The organism is Pararhizobium sp. PWRC1-1, from assembly GCF_049897905.1.
Lineage (GTDB): Bacteria > Pseudomonadota > Alphaproteobacteria > Rhizobiales > Rhizobiaceae > Pararhizobium.
The window spans coordinates 57934-78385 of record NZ_JAFCXE010000030.1; the positions used below are offsets into that span (position 1 = coordinate 57934).

The following is a 20452-nucleotide window of genomic DNA, read 5'->3' on the forward strand; positions in this document are numbered from 1 at the left end:
GTTCTCCTAAAGCCTGAGCGCGCGCGACGGCGCGAGGCGTTGCATGAACAGATCCATGATGGCCTTGAAATTACCGAGAAGCCGGCCCGGTCGATCGACCGACCGTTCGCCACGAAATGTACCGTAGAGATTGGCGGCGAAGTTTCTGCCGATATGGTGGAGCCCCTTTTTCCAGGAACAGGTTCCCTTGGCGATGAGGTAGCAGGGGTTGGCTATCTGGGAGTAGCCCAGGCGCACGCCGCGTTGCCGCCCCGACTTCACCCCGAGGTGAACGCCACAAGCGCGTTCTGTGCGCACGATGCGACCAAGCGGTGCCAGGCTGCGGCTGAAATCGACATCCTCCAGCCAAGCGTAGAGGGGCAACTCCTCGTCAAACCTCAAGGCATTCGCTCTAACGGTTTCGAGCCGGACCGCCATATTGCAGCCATAGCCGTTATAGACGTCACGAAGACGGACTTCTTGCGGCAATGATGGAAGCGACAGCCGCCGTAGGGCCTCCTCAAACGACAATCCGGGTCCGATGATGCCGTCTGCGACGACGCGTCCCGTGGTCATCACGATATCGGGATAGTCGCAGAACACGGCCTCGACCTCTGCAAGGTAGTCGTCCGCGATGATGAAATCATCGTCGAGAAATAAAAGGATGTCGAAGTCCCCGGCAGCCTCGATAAGCCGGTTGCGCTGATGTGGTAGCCCGCGGGGACCGATGATGTGGGTGACATCCGTACAGGTCTGTTTCAACCCCGCCACATCTTCGGCCTTAGGCGAACAAACGAGCACAGAGTCTGCCTTGCGGTGCTGCCGCGCGATCAGTCCAATCGTCTCGCGCACGACCTCCGGCCGGTCGGCAGTCGCAATGGCGACACCGATCCGTAGGTTTCCCCCCTCCGGTCTTCTCCGTCCTGATCCTCGCGCCAGTGCCATGCCTACTGCTCCGTGCTTTGAAACGGTTTGCGGGCAAAGGCCCAGACCATCACCGGGAAATTCGGCTCGTTCTTCAGCGATCCCGTAAACCCGGCCTTTTGCCAGCGTTTGAAGTTCGCCTGCACGCAGCTGCGATTGCCCCAGGAGTTTGTAGCGATGTCATTCTCGGCAAATCCGGCCTCTTGCAACAGACAGGAGAGGCCCGTTTCCGTCCATCGATTGCAATCAATCGGGGAAGCGTGCACGCGCAGTAGGAATGGGGTGGCGATGACGAAGGTGCCGCCCGGCCGGAGCATGGTGTAGACGTTGCGCGCTGCGCGCATCGGCCATTTCAAGTGTTCGAAAATCTGGTCGGCAATGATCAGATCGAACCGCTGTGGCAGTGCTTCGCTGCAGATGTCGAAGCCTGGATATTCGGTTGTGCGGTAGGATCTGAACTCGAATTCGCGACGCCATTGAACGCCGCCGGAGATCTCCAGTGTATCAAGTTTTTCCGGGCCGAGGTCGCGGATAAAGGCGAAAGCATCGCGGTACATCATGACACGGACCCAGTCATCCGTCTCATACCCGACGGACTGCAGCGTTTTTCTCAGGCGGTCTTTTAGTTCCGGATGGTTGCGCAATTGGACAAGGCTCATGATGACTGCTTCTCCTTCAGTTTTTGCGGTGTGGGCTTCCATTGAGAACGACGCCAAGAATGTCGGCGCCCACTTCCCGCAACGCGTTGATGATCTCTGCGAGGGTATCGAAGGATGACCGGCCGTGCCGGGCGACAATGAGCGATCCATCCAGATAGGGAGCGATCGACTTTGCATCGGAAGACTCGGGCATGGAGGGTAGATCGACCAAAATGAGATCGAAGCGCTCCTTGAGATCCGCAAAGCTGAACGCAATGCGATCCGATCCGATGCGCTCGCCTGGCGTCACGTCACGAAATGCACCGATCGGAAGGATGGTGAAGCGCCTGTCGATCCGGCTGATGAAATCAGTGTACGCGCGCGAGTCATTCAACACCTCCATCAGCCCCACGGCGCGTCCTTCGCCGAAAGTCTGGCTGAGCGTCGGGTTGGTCACGCTCGCATCGATCAACAGTGTCTTCGAGCCAGAGGCAGCTGCAAGGCGCGCGAGATTGTAGGCCAGTGTAGTCGCGCCAGCCTTGGCTTCGGTCCCCACTAAACCGATAAGATTGGCTTTCCTGCTGCGGCGCAATCCGCCCAGCGTTGCCCTGAGGTCGCGCATGTCACGATCGAACCACTCTCGTGTGCCAGGTTTTCCCGCCAGGTCGCCGGTTTGCAGCAACTCAACCGGAGACAGTTTTCGCTTCGCCTTGCCGCGATTTACCTGGGCCACTTCACCAATGCAGGGAATGCCGATTTCAGTTGTTATGCGGTGCGCCGAGGTAATAAGACGGTTGCCGAAATGTCGCGCGATTGCAACCACGACGCCAGCACTCAACCCTAGTATCAGGGCGAATGCGATCAGGAGCATGCTTTTCGGCTGGCTTTTCGCAATGGGTACGCTCGCCCGCGAAACAAAGGTCGCATCGGAAACGGGGTAGGAAATACGCTGCTTGGCCTCTGACCAGTTTTGCAGATATGTCTCGTAGAGGCGGTGCTGGGTCTCCGCCACGCTTTTCAGTTCGGTGAGTTTGAATTGGCTTCCCGGATCGCCGGAGGATTGGAACTTCATGACCGCGCGGTCGGCAGCAAAGACGGCTTCCTGCAGGTCGGCTACTCGCTGGGCAAGCCATTCGCTGGACTGAAAAGCTGCCTGCGATTTCATTTGTACATTCTGAGCAATATACGCTTCGGACACGGCATTTGCGATCAGCGCCGCTTTGCGCGGGTCGCTGGAAGCTGCGGAGATCTCGATGACTGTGGATTGGCCGACCCGGCGAATCCACAGCCGGCTCCGGAGTGTTGCAATCGTGTAATTTTCCTGCGCGTCTTCCGGCGAAGGCTTCGTTCCTGCGGTATCAGTTGTCCTTGCTCGATCGGAAAGCATGGAGCGGACAGAATCCGCGATCGGTAAGTAGTCTGATTGGAACTCAGCATCAGATGAGAGATCCATGCTTTCGACGACAGCCGTCAGAACACCTGCGGACTTCATGATTTCCATCTGACCTTCAACCAGGGATTCTTCGGCAAGTGTCCGTTGAGCATCCGCCGCCGTTGCCTTCTGCGACTCCAACATAAGCTGAGCACTGGAGACATAGGTTGGCGGGGTGAAGGTGACGTAGATGACGGCAATCGCAACAAAAAGTACGGTCAGGGTAACAATGAGAAGACTGTTCGACAAAAGGAAGCGAAAAAGCTGGCGTATATCCAGCGGCTTTTCTCGAACCGCAGGACCCGATGAGGCAGGATAGGCAAGCGAGACTGGCGGGTTATACATGACGGTGCACTCCATCGCCTGGCATGAAGGTCCCTCGGTGCAGGGAGAGCGCGCTGTCAGCGGGAGCAAAACCTTTGAGGCGCGCATTCAGGCGCGGCGATGCGAAAAAGGGCGCGCCCGCAGCAACCACCGGCGCCTGCAGTGGCCCCAGGGCGTAGGCGACGGAGAGCCCTGCTGTGATAGCAAACAGGGGACCAAGATCGATTGCGCCTGCGGAAATGGACGCGGCCGTAACCTGCGCGATACAGGAGAACATTGCTGCAATCCCCACTTTCTGTTCGATACCGCCGTCCGCGTGGCGCCGGAGCACCGATCGAACGAGGCTTGCCAGGAAGATGAAGAAGATGAGCGTGCCGGGAATGCCGACATTGGCAAGGAGCGCAACGACGAGGCTCGATGCCCTTATACTGCCAACGCCGGCTCCCATCCCGCTCGTATCAAGGAAAGAGCGCAGTGCTTGCGCATTCCAGCGCATCCGCTCCTCACCGGATGATGATTCCAGTTTCGTGGTAACTGTCGCGTGTATGAGATTGCTGATGCTTTCCGATACCGAAGGGATCAGCATGATCATCATGATAAGAAGTGGTAGCGCGAAAAGGCACGCAACAATGTAAGTCAGATGGCGGGATGTAGCGTTGTTTCTGAGAATACGGGCAATGCAGAAAAACAGGACGAGGATGCCTGTTACTGCGCTTGCGGCGTAGGCGGTGGTCGAGGTACACAGCAGCAACGCTATCCCAAGCGCGCCGATAATAGTACCCAGAAACCGCGCGGGGAAACCTTCGATTCCAAGCATGAGCACGAAGGCAAACAGTGCCAGTGCGACGTAGCCAAAGGCCCCTGCCTCCGGAAATGAGCCGACGATTCGTTTGAAGCCCTCGATATCGCCGTCGTTGAGCATTCGGTAATTGGCATTGCGGATGACAGAGAGAAGATCTGCCGTATTGGTGGCGTATGTCACAAGGTCCGCGATGGCGAAGAAGACGCAGATGGCGCTGGTGACGATCAGAGCTTGCGCCACGATTGCCATTCCGCCCAGACGGCCGAAGCCAGCCACAATCGCAAAGCAACAGAAGCTGCCGATCATGTAGATGGACTGCGTCAGATTGGTCGTTGTGGGCGAGAGCGGTGTATTCAGGATCCTGTGCATTTCGTTGGTGCGGGCGAGGGAATATACGATCGTTGCGCCGGCAAAAATCCGGGGCAGAAACAGCGCCGTCAACACACTGTAGAGCACAAAAAGCGTGAACCAGAACCCAGGGCCCGGATAGCTTAAAGAGGACAGCGCTGCCGCTAGCGTCTTGGGACGCAGCACGACAGCAGCGGTGAGGAAAAGCAAGGCGAAGTGCGACGGCTGGATGTTGGCACCGCCGAGAGCAGGCAGGATCAACGCCGCTGCGGCCCCGAGGAGCGTGCAAATGCAAAGAAGATACATTCCAGCCGTAAGGCCTGCCACCATCGTATAGATGCCGGCGAGAGCAAGGAGGATACCAATAGGCTCTACGATCATTGTATGGCCTGTCGTTAGGCCGGACGCCATGGGGCTCCGGCATAAAGTGAAATAAAAACGCTCAGTAAGAACCTCGCCTAGAGAGAAGAACCGGCAATGTTTTCAGCATGATGGTCAGATCTTTTGTAAACGACCACGTCGTGCAGTACTCGGTGTCCAGCCGTACGCGCTCTGTGTAGGACACGTCGTTTCTACCGCTGACTTGCCAAGCGCCAGTCAGGCCGGGCCTTACCGAGTAATAGTGGGCGATATCCCGGCCATAGCGAGGCACCTCCTCGGCCACGACAGGGCGGGGACCGACCAGACTCATTTCGCCGCGAAAAACGTTGAAAAGCTGGGGCAGCTCGTCGAGGCTTGACCGTCGCAGAGACTTTCCGATCGGCGTGAGGCGTGGATCATACTTCAATTTTTGCGTTGCGTTCCATTCTTCGGCCGCAACAGGATTTTTAAGAAGCCACTCTTGGAGACGCAGTTCAGCATCGATTTTCATTGTTCTGAATTTCAGACATTCGAAAGTCTGTCCGCCGAATCCAATGCGCCGGTGCCGAAAAAGTACCGGGCCGCCATCACAAATTTTTACCATTATGGCAACCGAGGCGAGAACTGGAGATAGAAGTACTATCGTAGCGCATGACGCCACGACATCGAGAGCTCTCTTGTATATTCCCGTGGAGGGAAAGGCCGAGGATATGTTTTCGGCTGCAGATACCCTTGATTCGTTAACATTAAATACACTTGTGCTTGATCCAAGTGTGGGAATTTTCCAAAGATATTTAGTCACTCGAAACCCCCTATTTCAAAAAGAACTGAACACATTTGAACATAGGAAACGATATTTCATGGAAGCTGTCTGTGACCATGGTCATAGGCAGAGATGCATTTTTTCGCCATAGTGGGGAAAATTACTGCAATGCAAAAAACGAAAATACTAGAGGAGATACTGAGGGGCAGGACTCCAATCCAGCTCAATGTATTCTAGGAGTTTGCTATGTTAAATGCAGACCAAAGTATCAATAGATACTATAGCAGAAAAAATAGTGAATATCTTTCCATTCTTGGGAAGGATCTCACTGAAAAGCTTCTGAAAACAAAGACGGTTAAATTTTATGATAAAGGCGACATTATCTCGCAAGGAGAGAAGTCAGCAAATTATATATTAGTAATACATAGTGGTGTCGTTAAGATCCTAACGTACCTAATGGATGGTCGGGAATTCGTGGTCGATACTCCGGCTCCCGGCAGCGTGTTCGGCGAGATCGATGTTTTGCGACGCACAAAGCCTTCCTTTGAGGCTCACGCGCTTACCGCCTGCGAGATTTGGGCGCTTGACGCAAAGATACTCAGAGAAGCGATCGCATCCGATCCGGAGATCAGCGCGAACGTGCTCTACTACGTGGTGGAGCGGGTCAAGGACCTCGAAGATCGCCTAGTTAGCCTGGCGTCAGTCAGCATCCCATCCCGTCTGGCAAACGCGTTGCTCCGGCTTTATTCCGCCGAAAGCCAATGCGGCCGTATGGCCGCGACAATTAATATTTCGCAGCATGAATTGGCATCAATGCTTCCGGCATCGCGCGAAAAGGTCAACAGGTGCCTGCGGGAGTGGGAGCGCAGCCGGATAGTCGATCTTTCGCCCGGTGCGATCACCATCACAAACCCGCGAGCGCTCTATGAATACGCGATCTGCTGACAGGACGGTCGTCGATGGCAAGAGTGCCGCGGTCGCACACGCTCCGCGCCAGGCTTGGATCGACGTCGCACGGGCCGTTGCTCTGGTGCTGGTTGTAGCCGGCCACACAGAGCGTGGCCTGGTCGCGGCGGGCATCATGACGGGCGAGGCTGCGCAAGATTTCGATCTCGTGGTTTACAGCTTCCATATTCCGCTATTTTTCCTGATCTCGGGGTTGCTCTTTGCGCAATCCATAAGGCGGCGCCCGTTTGTTCAGACGTGGAAAGCACGGACAATACGGCTCCTGCAGCCTTGCCTCATATGGTCAGTTGTGTTGCTTGGACTTATCGTTCTCGCGGCCAATCTTGCCAACACGCCGGTCAGTCCGGCTGACGCTTTCACCAGCTTTTTGCTACTGCCGTTCCAACCTGTCAGCATCTTCTGGTTTTTGTACACATTGGTTTTGTGCATGGCGGTCTCAGGTCTTGTCATCGAATACCGGCTCTGCACAGCTGGTCAGCTGTTGTTTTGGTCGATGGTGCTTCATTTGGTCTATCTGCTGTTCCTGAGCGACCGGCAATCCGGGATGGGGCTGCATTTCATCAGGTTCGCGGAACATCAGATTTACTTTGCACTTGGGATTTTTTTTGCCCAAGCCGTACAGTCAAACGGAAGCCGGAAGGCCGCCGATGAAGCGCGATCTGGAAAGTACATCGCCATTGCCGTAATTTTCATGGCTGCATGTTTTCTCGCTGCTGCCACAGCCTTGGTAGGATATCATCTTTCCTATCATTCTCTGGTCGGGACCGTCGCGGCATTGAGCGCAAGCAGTGTCGTTCTCGGTGCCTGCTATCTGGCTGTGAGCATCCGGAAATTTTCCGTACCTGGTCCGGTCATGACTATCTCGAAGGAAACCCTTGCGATCTTCTGCATGCATGTACCCTTTGTCAGCGGTACGCGGATAGCGCTCAGTCACTTGGGTATCGACGTCGCAGTTCTGCACCTCTTGTCCGGGACGGTGATCGGAATATTTGGTCCGCTGCTTGCTTTAAAATTATTGGATAACCTGGGTTTGGCCGCAATTGCTGGTTTTGCCAGCGAGCAGCGCGCGCAACCTTTTGCGAGGCAGCCATGATCACGCGCTTCCGGAATGGTCCTGTCGACAATCTTGCGTATTCAGAAAAAAGCGATGCGCACGTGAGCGCGTCTGCTGCGGTTTTGCGCCGGGCCCGCGGTGAGGGCGATGCGGACACGATCCTTCAAAAGTACGGCAACGGGAGCGACCGAGATGTTGAAGGAGAGGTTGTCTGCAAGCACGAGGGTAGAAACGTCATCGATCGTCTGGTGGTTATCAACGATCTCGCAGTCGCCCGAGGTGGCGGGACGGGGCTCGCTGTGTTGTCGGCGAAGCTGTTTCGGCAGCTACGTATCCAGGTGACCTATATTTGCGGAGACGACGGAGTAAATCCGGAACTGGCAGCGCTCGGCGTCGAAGTCGTACCCCTTGGCGGTGAACATATCTTGACCGGCTCCCGAGGTCGCACAATGGCAACGGGCATCCACAATACGAGCGCCAAAGCCATGCTCGAAGGCTGGATCGCTGCCAATGACACGGCGGGCACGGTTTATCACGTTCATGGCTGGTCAAAAATCATGTCGCCGGCGATTTTCGCTGCGCTGAAGCGTGTCCCCGGCCGGAGCATTCTGCATGCGCATGATTTCTTTCTCGCGTGCCCAAATGGCGCATTCTATGACTATCAGCGTCAAACGGCTTGCTTGCGCTCGCCACTTGGTTTCGGTTGCTTGACCTGCAATTGCGACAAGCGGAGTTACGCGCAGAAAATCTGGCGCGCCGGGCGATCTGCCAGGCTGCGTTCGCTCATGCCTCGCAATGGTGCAACCGCAAGGCGTGTGCTTCTGCTGCATGAAAAGATGGCGCCTGCCTTCGAAAGATCCGGCTATTCGCCGCAGATGCTGCACACGCTGCGCAATCCGGTCATTCCCTATTGCAGTGAGCGAGTTCGCGCCGAGGATAATTCGGACTTTTTCTTTGTCGGTCGACTGGAGCCTGAAAAAGGCATTGAGGATGCCGTCGAAGCCGCTTCGGCAGCGGGCGTTCCGTTAACGATCATTGGGGACGGGCCGCTCAAAGAACAACTTTCGCGGCATGCCAAGGGTGTCCGGCTTCTCGGCTGGCAAAGCCACGCTCAGATTGCCGATCGCATTCGCAACGCCAGGGCCCTGCTTATGCCGACACGGTATCCGGAGCCTTTCGGCCTTGTCGCAGTCGAGGCCTCGCAAAGCGGTATTCCCGTTCTGCTCTCCAACAAGGCCTATCTTGCCGATGAGATGGTCTCGGCGGGAATAGCCTTGGCTTGCGACACCTCCAACGTGCCTGTTTTCGTCCAAACGTTGCGGCATCTGGCCGAGATGTCCAGGGCTGACATCCAAGCCATGAGCGAAAAGGCCTTCCATCGAGTAGCACCGCTGGCGACCTCCCCGGAGGAGTGGCGTGACGCGCTCATAGACCACTACACCGATCTGATCGCGGGGGCGTGACAAATGCCAGGGGGCTTGACCGACAAGTTGATCGTGGTGACTGGGGCAGCCGGGTTCATAGGCTCCAACATCGCGCATGCGCTCGCCAGCGAAGGCGCCTCTGTCGTCGCGTGCGACTGGTTTGGCAGCGACAACCGCTGGCTCAACATCGCTGATCTCCGGCTCGAAGACATCATCCGGCCGGAGGATCTGATGACCTGGCTTCGCCAGAACTCCCGACCGCTGGATGCCATCGTCCATATGGGAGCGATTTCCGCGACCACTGAGCGCGATGTCGATCGTATCATCAGCAACAATGTTCGCCTGTCGCTCGATCTCTGGGATCATTGCCGGCACAGCGATGTCGCGTTCGTTTATGCATCCTCGGCGGCGACGTATGGCGATGGATCACATGGGTTCTCCGACGACGATACGGAAGGCGGGCTGGCGAGGCTGGCGCCACTCAATCCGTATGGCTGGAGCAAGCATTTCGTCGATCGGCGCATCGCTGCGGATGTCTACCGTGGCGAGGCGGCTCCGCGACGTTGGGCCGGCCTGAAATTCTTCAACGTCTACGGACCGCGCGAGAGCCATAAGCTCGATATGCGGTCGGTGATCCACCAGATCTGGCCGAAGGTGACGGCGGGCTCCCCCGTTCATCTCTTCAAATCGCATCATGCAAACTATCCCGACGGCGGGCAGATGCGTGACTTCGTATCCGTGGACGACTGTGTGCATGTCGTGCGCCGTGTCCTCGACGCACCAGCCGTCGGCGGCATCTTTAATGTCGGAACCGGTCAGGCACGCTCATTTCGCGACCTTGCTGTCGCAGTCTTCAATGCCGTCGGCGCGTCTCCCCGGATCGAATACATGGACATGCCGGAGCGGCTGCGCGGCCGCTATCAATATTTCACCCAGGCCGACACGACGAGACTCGTCGCCAATGGCCTAGCCCCCAGTTTTCAGACCTTGGAAGAGGGAGTGACACGTTATGTCGACTGGCTTTCAAAGCATCCAGACCAGTAGCAGTGCCATTCCCCAGCGGCTGGACTCGCTTCCCGACGGCAGCGCACAGACGGCGACGGTTCGTGCCGCTGTGGCTTTTCCTGCGGAATGGGCCGGGGCCGTCCCTTTGGCACCCGCGCCGCTTCGCATCCGCCTTTTCAATGTCAAATTCAGCCCCAACCTCGGCGACGGCCTGCTTTCGGAATGCTTGGAAAAGGCTCTGATCGCGCTCGGAGCAAGCGAGGATACCTGGTCCATCGACCTTGCGGGCCGGCAGGGCTACGGCGACGGCCTCACAGGGCGGCTTCAAATCATGTCCGCGCTTGATAGATTGCCGAAGTGGCTACGGCGCTACGTCATTCGCATCCCGCTGGCGATCCAAGCACACCGCAAATGGCACCCCCATTATGCAAACCGCGTCAGCGGTGCCAACGCAATTGCGATCGGAGGCGGCAATCTCATTTCCGACATCGATCTGAATTTCCCCACCAAGCTGACGCTGGCGATCCGGGAGGTGGAGCGACTACAATTGCCTTTCGTCGTCTATGCATCCGGCGTGACCCCGGATTGGACCGCCAAGGGTACCGCGATGATGGAAAAGGCTTTCGCGAGCGCATTCTTGCGCGGTGTCTTTGTGCGCGATCACGACTCCAAGCTCCTGTGGGACGAGAAGCTGGGCAAGGCAAGTGGCCACAAGGCCGTTGTCGTGCGCGATCCCGGTCTGCTTGCATCCGAGTTCATTTCGCCATCCCGCATATTCAGCGGGGAACGTCCGGTTGCCGGTGTGGGAATTATGAGCCACATCGCGATCCGCTATCATGCTGACAACGCGCCGGATGCCGCCTATCTCGAGAACTGGTATGTGGATCTAGTGCGCGGCTTGGTCGAGAAGGGCTACCATGCTGTCGTGTTTACCAATGGCAGCCCGGAAGACATTGTCTATCTCGCCAAACTCCAACCCCGGCTGAAGGCCATCGCGGGAGGCGCGATTTCCTTCCCGGTCCAGCACACGCCGACCGAACTCTGCGAGATTATTTCGAGCCTCGACGTACTTGTCGCCTATCGCATGCATGCCGTCATCGCGGCCTATTCCTTTGGCGTACCTGCCGTTGGCCTTGCCTGGGACCGCAAACTTCGGTCGTTCATGATGTCCGTGAACCGCGATGAATTTCTCTGCGACGTTGCCGAGACAAAAGCCTCTTCTGCCGTTGAACTTGCCTGTCGCGCGCAGTCAACGCCCATTTCTCGTGCTGAACACATGCAGGTACTCTCGGAAGCGTGGCAAGGCGTGACGCAGCTCGTCGAAGTTTTGGAGGCCGCGTCATGAGCGTCGTTGCACTGGAACGGCGGCCCAATCTCGCCGGGCTTTGCAACCGTATGAGAGATTGGGTCTTTAAGGATGCTTTGCCCTTCTGGAGCAGTACGGGGGTCGATGGCAATCGGGGTTTCGTTGAGGCTCTGGACCTGGATGGAAAGCCCAAGTTCGTCGGTTTTAAGCGTACCCGCGTTCATGCCCGTCAGATCTATGTTTTCAGCCACGCCTACACGCTCGGCTTCGAGCCGGGGCTTCGCACAGCCAATAATGGGCTCGACTTCCTGCTTGCCAATGCCTGGCGGCCGGGTGGAGGCTGGGTCGCTTCGATGGGGGAGGCCGGCGGGATCGTCAACGCGGATCTCGACCTCTACGATCAGGCTTTCGTCCTTCTGGCTTTTGCCTGGTGGACAAGGGCGACGGGCAGAAATGACCTCATTCCCTGGATAGATCTGACCTTGGAGGCAATCGACGACCATTTCGGCCGCCTTGACGGCGAGGGATGGAGCAGTGGGTCAGCAGGTGACGGGAGGCTAATGCAGAATCCGCATATGCACATGTTCGAGGCGCTCCTTGCGCTGCAGGCTGTGCATCCGACAGCCGGCGTTACGCGGCGTTTAAAGCAAATCGTCAGTTTGTTTGAAGATCGGCTTTTCGATCACACAACAGGAACGATTGCCGAATATTACGACGACAGATGGTGCCGCATCGGTGACGATCATGGCCATGTCGTCGAGCCGGGACATCATTTCGAATGGTATTGGCTTCTTCGTCATGCCGAGCAATGGACGGGCTACCCCGGCCGCGAAGCCGCTGAGCGGTTGTTTGTCTTCGCTCAGCGCCATGGGGTCGATGGAATGACCGGCCTTATTCACGATGAGCTGTTGAGCGACGGAAGTGTGCGGTCAAGCCGTCACCGATCGTGGCCGCAGACCGAGAGGCTGAAAGCCCTTCTGGCCCGCGCTGAATTCGACGGCAACCTCGACCGAGACAGTCTCACCACAGTGCTGAGCGTCCTTTTGGAAAGGTACCTCGGTATTGCGCCACGCGGATGCTGGATCGACCACCTCGATGGAGCTGGTCGGCCGTGTGTGTCGGCTATTCCGGCAAGCACCCTTTATCATATTTTTTTAGCAATCGCCGAGCTCATGCGCCTTGAGCGTCTCTGGGCTGGAGAAGGCACAAGTCATGGAGCGCTGCAATGATTGTTGATAATTTTCTTGGCTGCCGCATTCTTGTCGTTGGAGACATCATGCTCGACCACTATGTTCGTGGTTCGGTTCAGCGTGTCTCGCCCGAGGCGCCTGCTCTGGTATTGCAAATTCACGACGAAAACTGGGCAATGGGTGGCGCCGGCAACGTCGCCGCAAACATCGCCTCGCTCGGGGGCTCCGCCATCCTCATCGGTCTGGTTGGCTGCGATCCAGCCGGCGCCATGCTGAAGGAGATGAACCTCAGCCGAAACCCGCGGGTCGATGCACGACTCTACTGCCAGCCAGGCTTCAACACGATCGAAAAGACGCGATTCCTCGCCCAAGACAGGCATCTGTTGCGCGCCGATCGCGAAAGCCTGAGCATCAGCGACGAGTCCGAAGGCGGCATTATTGCAGGGATACGAGAGGCCGCCGCGGAGTGCTCTGCCATGGTCATTTCCGATTATGCGAAGGGTGTCATAACACCCAGGGTCGTCAAGGCGATGATCGAGGTGGCCAAGCAGTGGGGCATTCCCATTATTGCCGATCCGAAGCAACCCGATTTCTCATATTATAAAGGCTGCTCGGTACTGACGCCGAACCGAAAGGAGCTTGCCGTTGCAAGCGGCAGGGAGGCGGACAGCGACGAAGGCATTGCGGCAGGCATGGCCACCGCACTCGAACAGTTCGGCGCGCCGATTGTGCTGACCCGTTCCGAGCAGGGGATATCGCTTTTCCGCCCGGGCAAGTCACCCGTTCATGAGCCGGCACGCACACAGCTGGTGCGAGATGTTTCCGGCGCAGGCGACACCGTCTTGGCGGCCTTTTCCCTGGGACTTGCGGCCGGCGAAAGTATGCCGAAGGCCATGACCATCGCCAATATCGCGGCCTCTGTCGCCGTTGCCAAGAGCGGAACTGCAATGGTGACGGCGGAAGAACTGGCAGGCGCGCTCCTCATCGAGGCTGAGCCCTCGTGGCGGGACAAGAAGCTCGGGACGCTCTCACTGGCGTATGCGCGCCGTGAGGCTTGGCGGCGTGAGGGGCTCACCGTCGGCTTCACGAACGGGTGCTTCGATATCCTGCACCCAGGTCACGTGAAGCTTCTGAAAGCCTCAAAGGCGCAGTGCGACCGGCTTGTCGTCGGGATCAATACGGACGCTTCGGTTCGTCGTCTGAAAGGGCCAGAGCGGCCGGTCCAGGCTGAAGGGGCGCGGTCCGTCGTGATCGCGGCGCTCGATACCGTCGATATGGTCATGCTCTTCGACGACGATACGCCCATGGAACTCATCCAGGTCCTGCGTCCGGACGTCATCTTCAAGGGGGCCGACTATACTGTCGATAACGTTGTCGGAGGCGCATTCGTCCGCGCCTACGGTGGAAAGGTGGTGCTTGTAGATCTCGAGGCGGATCAGTCCACCACGAGCCTCATCGCGCGGGCGCGGGCGGCACACGTGCCGCACAATGAAGTGGTGCATTGACCATGGCCCGCTCGAACGGATGGATGCGCTGGCTGGATCGTTCGCTGCTTGCAGCCGCAGCCAGGGTCTTGGCTGGGGCAAACCGGCACCATTCTTTGCCGCTCGCACCCCGCCGTATCGGCATTATCCAGCCAACCGCGATCGGTGATACGCTGATCGCCTCCGGTGCCGTCGCCGCGATCGCAGACCGCTATCCGGAGGCGGACCTATTTATCTTCCATGGCGCAAACAACGCGCCTGCGGTCGGCCTGATTGCGGCGCCACTGACCGCCATCTGCTGCAACTTCTCGCGGCCGCACCGCGCTCTCCGTACCTTGCGGGCGGCCCGCCTCGATCTTGTGGTCGATCAGACCCCTTGGCCAAACCTGACGGCCATTCTTGCCCGGCTGAGTGCGCCCTGCGCAGTCGGTTTCGCGCCGGAAGGCTCTGCGCGTGGCATGCTGTTCGATGTGGCGGTTCCCCACCGCGGGGAACGGCATGAGCTGGAAAATCTTGCCGCGATGGCAAGGGTGTTCGGTGCGATAGGCAGGTATCGCATGGAGCTTCAGGGCACGGAGTGTGCGTTGGCACGCGAACTGCCGCTTGACCGGCTCGTGCTTTGCCAGCTCTCCGCCGGAGGCACCAGGGCAGCGGAAAAGGCCTGGCCGCTGGACTACTGGGTGGTTCTCTGCTGCAAGCTGATCGATCACGGCTATGCCCCGGCCTTTACCGGTGTCGATGCGGATCAAAAGCTCGTCGATGCACTGTCCGTGCAACTCGGTCCTTACGCCGCATCGACCATCTCCCTTTGCGGCAAGATCCCTTTGCGCGAACTGGGTGATCTCCTGCGCAGGGCGTATGCGGTCGTCAGTGTGGATACAAGCGTGCTTCATCTCGCGGGTGCGGTCGATGCCCGGGTCTTCGGTCTGCATGGGCCGACGCGCTCCCGGCGATGGGGGGCCCGTTCCGCACGCGGGCAGAGCTTCGATTCCCCTCATCCGGACGCTGGATACATCGTTTACGGAACCGAAACACATGCTAGCGCCATGGACGTGATGAGAGGGCTGACACCCGACGTCGTTCTGCCTGTCCTCTGTGAGAACAGGGAATGGAGGGTCGGTCGTGTCGAACCGGCTTCTGCCTGACGCATTCCGGGAGGACAGAGAAGGCCGTTCAGGAGCAGTTTTTATCAATGCCAAAGGAGCCACAATGACTGGAACTCGTTATGACGTGGTCACGATCGGAAATGCGATCGTTGATATCATTGCCCCAGTCCCGTCCGGCTTTCTCGATCAAGAGACAATGCAGAAAGGCGTGATGCATTTGATTGACGAGGCTCGCGCGGAGAGCCTTTACCGGAAAATGCCGCTTCAGAAGCAGCAAATCTCAGGTGGCAGCGCGGCCAATACGGCGGCCGGTATTGCTTCGCTGGGTGGGCGGGCCTCCTTCATCGGCAAGGTCAATGATGATGCTCTCGGCAATTTCTTTGCCGACGACCTCTCTGCCGCCGGTGTTCACTATAACACAAAACGGCTGGAGAACGGCGAAGCAACCGCCCGCTCGATGATCCTTGTGACGCCGGATGGCGAACGCACGATGAACACCCATCTCGGTGCGTGCCACCAGCTGACCGAGGCCGATATTGACGAACAGCATATCGCGGCTGCCTCGATCACTTTCATGGAGGGCTTTCTTTGGGACCCGCCAAAGGCAAAACTAGCCTTTCTCGCTGCGGCGCGCCACGCTCACAAACACGCCAGAACTGTCGCCTTCACGCTTTCCGACCCCTTTTGTGTCTCCCGTTATCGCAAGGAATTCCTCGAGTTGATCCGTTCCGGTACCGTGGACATCCTTATTGCAAACATCCATGAGCTGTTGGCCCTTTATCAAACGGGCGACCTCAGAGAGGCCGTTCGGCTTTTGAAGAGCGATGTTATGCTTGCTGCAGTGACAATGGGCGAGGACGGCGCCATGGCCGTGTGCGGCAACGAGGAAATCAGCATGTCCGCCTACCCGGTCGATGAAGTTGTCGATGTCACGGGAGCCGGTGATCTGTTCGCCTCCGGCTTCCTCCTCGGCATCAGCACCGGCCTCACCCCCGCCAAAGCGCTCCGTCTCGGCTGCTCGTCTGCTTCCGAAGTGATTACCCATATCGGTGCGAGGCCGGAAGCGAATCTGGAAACATATGTCAAACAGCAGGGCCTCTTCGCGGCGCCGCTACCGCAAGCGCTTTAAGTTCATTTCGGGGCAACTGCGCCGCCGGTTCTAATCCGTTTTAAGGCAGCCAATGGCTCAGCGCGAAGACTTCGGGAGGGAAGATCTCTGAGTATCCCGCGATCACGACCCCAACTGCGCCTCCACGTCTAAGTAAGCTTGAATCGCATGGGGGAACCCTTGCTCCTTGAAAACACCTTAGCCGGCGATCTGGTCACTTGAAACATGGACCATCACGCAGTTGCGTCCGCTTTCTTTCGCACGATAAAGTGCCGCATCCGCCTGGCGCTGGATTTCCTCCGCCGACACAGGTTTGCCGTTCGACCGCATCGTCGATACTCCAATGCTCAGAGTGACATAAGGGACAACGCGAGAGGTAGGGTTCGGAAGGGATGCAGCTTCTACCCGGCCGCGGATGCGCTCAGCGACGTCCCCGGCCTCCTGCTCGTCAGAACCGGGGAGAAAAACCAGAAATTCCTCGCCTCCGTAGCGGGCGACGTGGTCTAGCTCGTCGCTCATGCAGCTTTGGATGATGCCGGCAATCTTCACCAGACACCGGTCCCCCTCAGCATGTCCCAGATTATCATTGAGGCGCTTGAAATCGTCAACGTCACACATCAAGACGGCTGCACCCTTGTGACGTGCGTGATCGTCCTCCCAGAAACGATGGAGTATTTCCATCATTGCGCGCCGGTTGGCGACACCAGTGAGTGGATCGGTGCGCGCTAGCAGTTCAAGCCGCGCATTGGCATCGGCCAGATTCACAAGCCGACTTCGATCACGTAATTCAAGCAGGAAAGTCTTCTGTGCGAGGATGGTCGCGGTGCGTCGGGCGACGACGGTTGCGGCCACTCCACTCGCGAAGAACAATGTGCCCGCCAGAGCATTTCCGGCTTCGATGTCTGGATTTCGCAGCTGGAACACAAGGTAAAGCCCGAGGGCATAAGCTGCGATCGTCATCGCCCAACTGAGCGGAATCGGAAAAATCACAATGGCAGTGACGGCCACAAAGAGCATGATCGTCAAGTGTCGCTCGTAAAACTCACCACCGGTGTTAACGCCCACGAGAGCAACGGAAAGCAGGATCAGAAACATACTTGTGAGGATGAATACTCCCTCCAGCCATTGGGCGTGCGGCGTGCGAAATGCTATCGCGGTGACAAGAGCTGCCGGCGGAAGGATCGACGCCGGAAGAAGCATCGACGTCACGGTTGGGCTCGGTAGCAAGATGGCGTTGAGACCCAACGTCAGGACGTCGAGTACGATAACCCAGACCATCCAGGCGCGGACGATCTTCGCCGTCTGCCGCCAGGAGCGCTCGCGGAAAAGATCAGCCAATTCGCCATCAAAGACGATATCACGCGTGCGGCCACTCAGAAGGCGCTCGACTTGTTCCACAGTGGCGGAGCTCAACCTTTGGGGAGTTATCCCCGAGGGCGCTCTGACCGATACATCGAGATATGTGGTGCGCTCAGCGTCCATGTATCGAATCTAGGGAGGTAATGCTCGTGATCAAGGCAAACTCATACCCCTGCGAAAAGACGGTGTACGTGACGTGACAGTTTTCAGCAGCTGCTTTCGGGAACCGATCAAATGCGTCAGATTGAGACAGAAGTCATGACGTAGCTTCTAGTTCGTGGTCCAGCTCAGGTTTCGGCACTGAAGAGAGTTTGCGCGGCGCACTTTTGTTGCCTGCCGCCGTCTTCATGTCTCACGGTGGGCTCTCCATGCAGCCTTGAGGAGCTCGCGTATGCAGCCATCAGAAAGGTTATAGGTCAACACAAGAAGCGGGTGAGCGGCACGGCCATTTCACCTTTAATGCTCCGGTCGCAGAAACCCGGAGCTTGATCATCTCCTTACTCTTCAAAATGCACGCTATAGCCGCTGAAAGTGGCGAAGTTCTTCATCCAAAGCGCGTAAAATGCGCTTTGCAGGGATAATCAGATCCTGAACGAGACCCCTCAGCGTTTTGATGCGGCAAGATGTAATCTTGGCCACCGTTGGTTCGGCTCAATCCTCTTTCACCTTCATCAATCCGTCGAGGCTTCCGATGAGCGCCGAACTCGCCTGGTTTAGGCCCACGACATCCACATGGATGTCATGCACCTTGAACCGCTGGACCACCTTGTCGAGTGCTGCGACTGCGGTGATGTCCCAGAAGTGTGCTTCCGTCACATCGATCAGAACCGTCATGCCCACAGCATCCTGAATGTCAAACGCCTCGATGAAGATGTCAGAGGATGCAAAGAATACCTGGCCAGACACGCGATACCAGACACGGCCAGCCTGCGCATCGGTCTTTGTTTCCACCCGCAGCAGGCGGGCGACCTTGAACGTGAAGAATACACCACTCAGAAGTACGCCCACCGTTACGCCCAGTGCCAGATTGGAGCTGAACACTGTCACGAGAACAGTCGCCACCATGACGACACTCGACATCTTGGGATGAACGATCACCGAGCGCAGTGACGACCAGTCGAACGTGTCGATCGACACCATCACCATGATGGCGACCAAGGCTGCCACGGGAACCTGAGAAACCCATGGCTTGAGCAAGACCATCAAAACCAGCAGGAAGGCGCCCGCAAACAGGGTGGAAAGACGGCCGCGTCCACCATACTTCACATTGCTGACGGTTTGGCCGATCATGCCGCATCCCGCGATCCCGCCAAACAGGCTGGCTGTCGCATTGGCGATACCGAGGCCGGTACACTCTCTGTTCTTCGAACTCACAGTGCCGGTCAGGTCGTCCACAACGCTGGCCGTCATCATGGATTCAAGCAGGCCGACCATGGCGATGGCAAGCGCTGGTCCGGCGATGATTGCCAGCGTTTGCAAAGTCAGCGGCACTGCGGGCCAGACGAAGATCGGAAGAGTGTCCGGCAGCTTCCCGAGGTCGGCAACGGTCAACACCGGAAGCTGAAAGGCTATCGACGCAACGGTAAGCACAAGGATGCAGATCAACGGCGACGGAATTGCAGTCGTGATCCTCGGAACAACGTAGATGACCGCCAGCCCTGCGGCCAGCATGGCATAGGCAATCCAGTCTCCGCCGATGATATGCGGAAGTTGAGCTGCAAAGATCAGGATGGCCAGCGCGTTGACGAAGCCGGTGCGGACGGAATTTGAAACGAACCGCATAAGAACGCCAAGGCGCGATATCCCAAACAGGATCTGGAAAATGCCTGCCAGAAAACCGGCGGCGAACAGGAAAGGCAGCCCGTGTGCGTGAACCAGAGGTGCTGCAACCAGCGCGACCGAGCCTGCGGCGGCGGAAATCATCGCGGGCCGCCCGCCTGTAAACGCGATAACGATGCCGATGACAAATGAAGCGAATAGGCCGACCTGCGGATCGACGCCGGCAACGAAGGAAAATGCGATGACTTCCGGGATCAGCGCAAATGTCGCGACTGCTCCTGCAAGCATCTCGCGCGGGGGATTGGCGGACCAATCCCGGCGGATTGATGAAAATTGCATATGATGGGTACTCGCAAAGCATGGCCAACGCGCTTCTCTCAGCGGTCCCAGATTTGGCATGCGGGTTTTGCGTTGTCTGGCGGATCGGCGGCCAGAAGAGCCACCCGGAATTTCACCGGGTCCGTGGTGATTGCATCTTTATAATCCGCATGTCTACCGCGATGCAACATGAAATGGCCCTGTTTGCCGGGGGCAGCCCGCATTTCTACGGATGCCATCGCGGGCTAGTTGAAAAATATGACTCCGCCGCCAGGAAGACCTGGTGAGACTGCATTTTTATCAATGTGAGCTATGCATAAACGGCGACACGCACCACTTGCGACCGACTTTGGCTTATATTCGGCGTGCGATAACACGATGCTCAGGCGGCCTATCCACAGCAATTGAACTCGACGCGGCCATCGGTCAGAAAGTGTTCAAACATGGCGCGACGCGGGATGGCATAGCGGAGAGCCTCGGCCAGTTTCGACTTGCTGGAAACACGCGATAGCGTCGCATGCCAGTTATTGGAAGCCGCCAAGTTCTGATTTCTCGAAAAACCCTTCATGGGACTGCAGAAATATGAAAACCTTGCAGGTTCTCAAATCCGCAGTATCTTCCGCCCATTCTCGGGTCACGAGATTGTCGTCCAGCACCGCGGCGCTTGCCGCCGAGCCTGATGTATTCCGTGGCCAGATCTTCCGACCGATTGCCTGTGGCGGTCACCGTGTGACGCCATACAAAAAGGCCAGGAAGCCGACGACTGCCGCAGCCGTGATCGGC

General features: G+C 57.6%; 16 protein-coding genes, 1 pseudogene and 1 other annotated feature. Of the genes and pseudogenes, 9 read left to right on the forward strand and 8 right to left on the reverse strand.

All coding sequences use genetic code 11. The features are described 5' to 3' along the window. Positions 1–6: 6 nt before the first annotated feature. From ACP7E0_RS30975 to ACP7E0_RS30995, 5 genes are all read right to left on the reverse strand, one after another. Positions 7–924, reverse strand: a complete 918-nt coding sequence (locus ACP7E0_RS30975; RefSeq protein ID WP_426130723.1) for a glycosyltransferase family 2 protein — start codon at positions 922–924, stop codon at positions 7–9. Between the two features lie 2 nt (positions 925–926). Then, positions 927–1562, reverse strand: coding sequence for a class I SAM-dependent methyltransferase (locus ACP7E0_RS30980; protein WP_426130725.1), 636 nt, complete (start codon positions 1560–1562; stop codon positions 927–929). A gap of 16 nt (positions 1563–1578) precedes the next feature. Beyond that, entirely contained in the window at positions 1579–3318 is a 1740-nt protein-coding gene (locus tag ACP7E0_RS30985; RefSeq protein ID WP_426130727.1) for a Wzz/FepE/Etk N-terminal domain-containing protein, read from the reverse strand. Continuing rightward, on the reverse strand, positions 3311–4657 hold the full coding sequence (locus tag ACP7E0_RS30990; RefSeq protein WP_426130729.1) for a hypothetical protein: 1347 nt from the start codon (positions 4655–4657) through the stop codon (positions 3311–3313). Before ACP7E0_RS30990 ends, ACP7E0_RS30985 begins: the two co-directional genes overlap by 8 nt. Positions 4658–4889: 232 nt before the next feature. After that, positions 4890–5519, reverse strand: a complete 630-nt coding sequence (locus tag ACP7E0_RS30995; protein WP_426130753.1) for a sugar transferase — start codon at positions 5517–5519, stop codon at positions 4890–4892. Positions 5520–5816: 297 nt separating this feature from the next. On the opposite strand from ACP7E0_RS30995, the gene ACP7E0_RS31000 reads away from it, so the two are divergent. From ACP7E0_RS31000 to ACP7E0_RS31040, 9 genes are all read left to right on the forward strand, one after another. Then, positions 5817–6515, forward strand: a complete 699-nt coding sequence (locus ACP7E0_RS31000) for a Crp/Fnr family transcriptional regulator (RefSeq protein WP_426130731.1) — start codon at positions 5817–5819, stop codon at positions 6513–6515. After that, positions 6496–7629 carry an acyltransferase family protein gene (locus ACP7E0_RS31005; RefSeq protein ID WP_426130733.1) on the forward strand — a complete coding sequence of 378 codons (1134 nt, stop codon included), beginning with the start codon at positions 6496–6498 and terminating at the stop codon, positions 7627–7629. The genes ACP7E0_RS31000 and ACP7E0_RS31005 overlap by 20 nt, the downstream gene beginning before the upstream one ends. A gap of 62 nt (positions 7630–7691) precedes the next feature. After that, on the forward strand, positions 7692–9053 hold the full coding sequence (locus tag ACP7E0_RS31010) for a glycosyltransferase family 4 protein (protein ID WP_426130735.1): 1362 nt from the start codon (positions 7692–7694) through the stop codon (positions 9051–9053). Between the two features lie 27 nt (positions 9054–9080). Beyond that, positions 9081–10058: an ADP-glyceromanno-heptose 6-epimerase gene (gene rfaD, locus ACP7E0_RS31015; protein ID WP_426130755.1), complete on the forward strand. Its 978-nt coding sequence runs from the start codon at positions 9081–9083 to the stop codon at positions 10056–10058. Beyond that, positions 10024–11364: a polysaccharide pyruvyl transferase family protein gene (locus tag ACP7E0_RS31020; RefSeq protein ID WP_426130737.1), complete on the forward strand. Its 1341-nt coding sequence runs from the start codon at positions 10024–10026 to the stop codon at positions 11362–11364. Before rfaD ends, ACP7E0_RS31020 begins: the two co-directional genes overlap by 35 nt. Then, a complete protein-coding gene (locus ACP7E0_RS31025; protein ID WP_426130739.1) occupies positions 11361–12554 on the forward strand; it encodes an AGE family epimerase/isomerase in 1194 nt (397 codons plus the stop codon). The genes ACP7E0_RS31020 and ACP7E0_RS31025 overlap by 4 nt, the downstream gene beginning before the upstream one ends. Further along, the gene (gene rfaE2, locus ACP7E0_RS31030) at positions 12551–14020 is read left to right on the forward strand and encodes a D-glycero-beta-D-manno-heptose 1-phosphate adenylyltransferase (RefSeq protein WP_426130741.1); all 1470 of its coding nucleotides are present in this window, start codon (positions 12551–12553) and stop codon (positions 14018–14020) included. Before ACP7E0_RS31025 ends, rfaE2 begins: the two co-directional genes overlap by 4 nt. A gap of 2 nt (positions 14021–14022) precedes the next feature. After that, entirely contained in the window at positions 14023–15144 is a 1122-nt protein-coding gene (locus tag ACP7E0_RS31035) for a glycosyltransferase family 9 protein (protein ID WP_426130742.1), read from the forward strand. Between the two features lie 64 nt (positions 15145–15208). Continuing rightward, positions 15209–16234 carry an adenosine kinase gene (locus tag ACP7E0_RS31040; protein WP_426130744.1) on the forward strand — a complete coding sequence of 342 codons (1026 nt, stop codon included), beginning with the start codon at positions 15209–15211 and terminating at the stop codon, positions 16232–16234. 177 nt (positions 16235–16411) lie between these two features. On the opposite strand, the gene ACP7E0_RS31045 is transcribed toward ACP7E0_RS31040, so the two are convergent. From ACP7E0_RS31045 to ACP7E0_RS31055, 3 genes and pseudogenes are all read right to left on the reverse strand, one after another. After that, positions 16412–17695: a GGDEF domain-containing protein gene (locus tag ACP7E0_RS31045; RefSeq protein WP_426130745.1), complete on the reverse strand. Its 1284-nt coding sequence runs from the start codon at positions 17693–17695 to the stop codon at positions 16412–16414. 528 nt (positions 17696–18223) lie between these two features. Then, positions 18224–19690 carry a SulP family inorganic anion transporter gene (locus ACP7E0_RS31050; protein ID WP_426130747.1) on the reverse strand — a complete coding sequence of 489 codons (1467 nt, stop codon included), beginning with the start codon at positions 19688–19690 and terminating at the stop codon, positions 18224–18226. A 70-nt stretch (positions 19691–19760) separates the two neighbouring features. After that, positions 19761–19816: a sequence feature (sul1 is cis-regulatory element that is thought to sense ions involved in sulfur or methionine metabolism; They are found in Alphaproteobacteria), on the reverse strand. 256 nt (positions 19817–20072) lie between these two features. Further along, a pseudogene (locus ACP7E0_RS31055) lies at positions 20073–20192 on the reverse strand (IS66 family transposase); the annotation flags it as partial. Positions 20193–20452 lie beyond the last annotated feature (260 nt).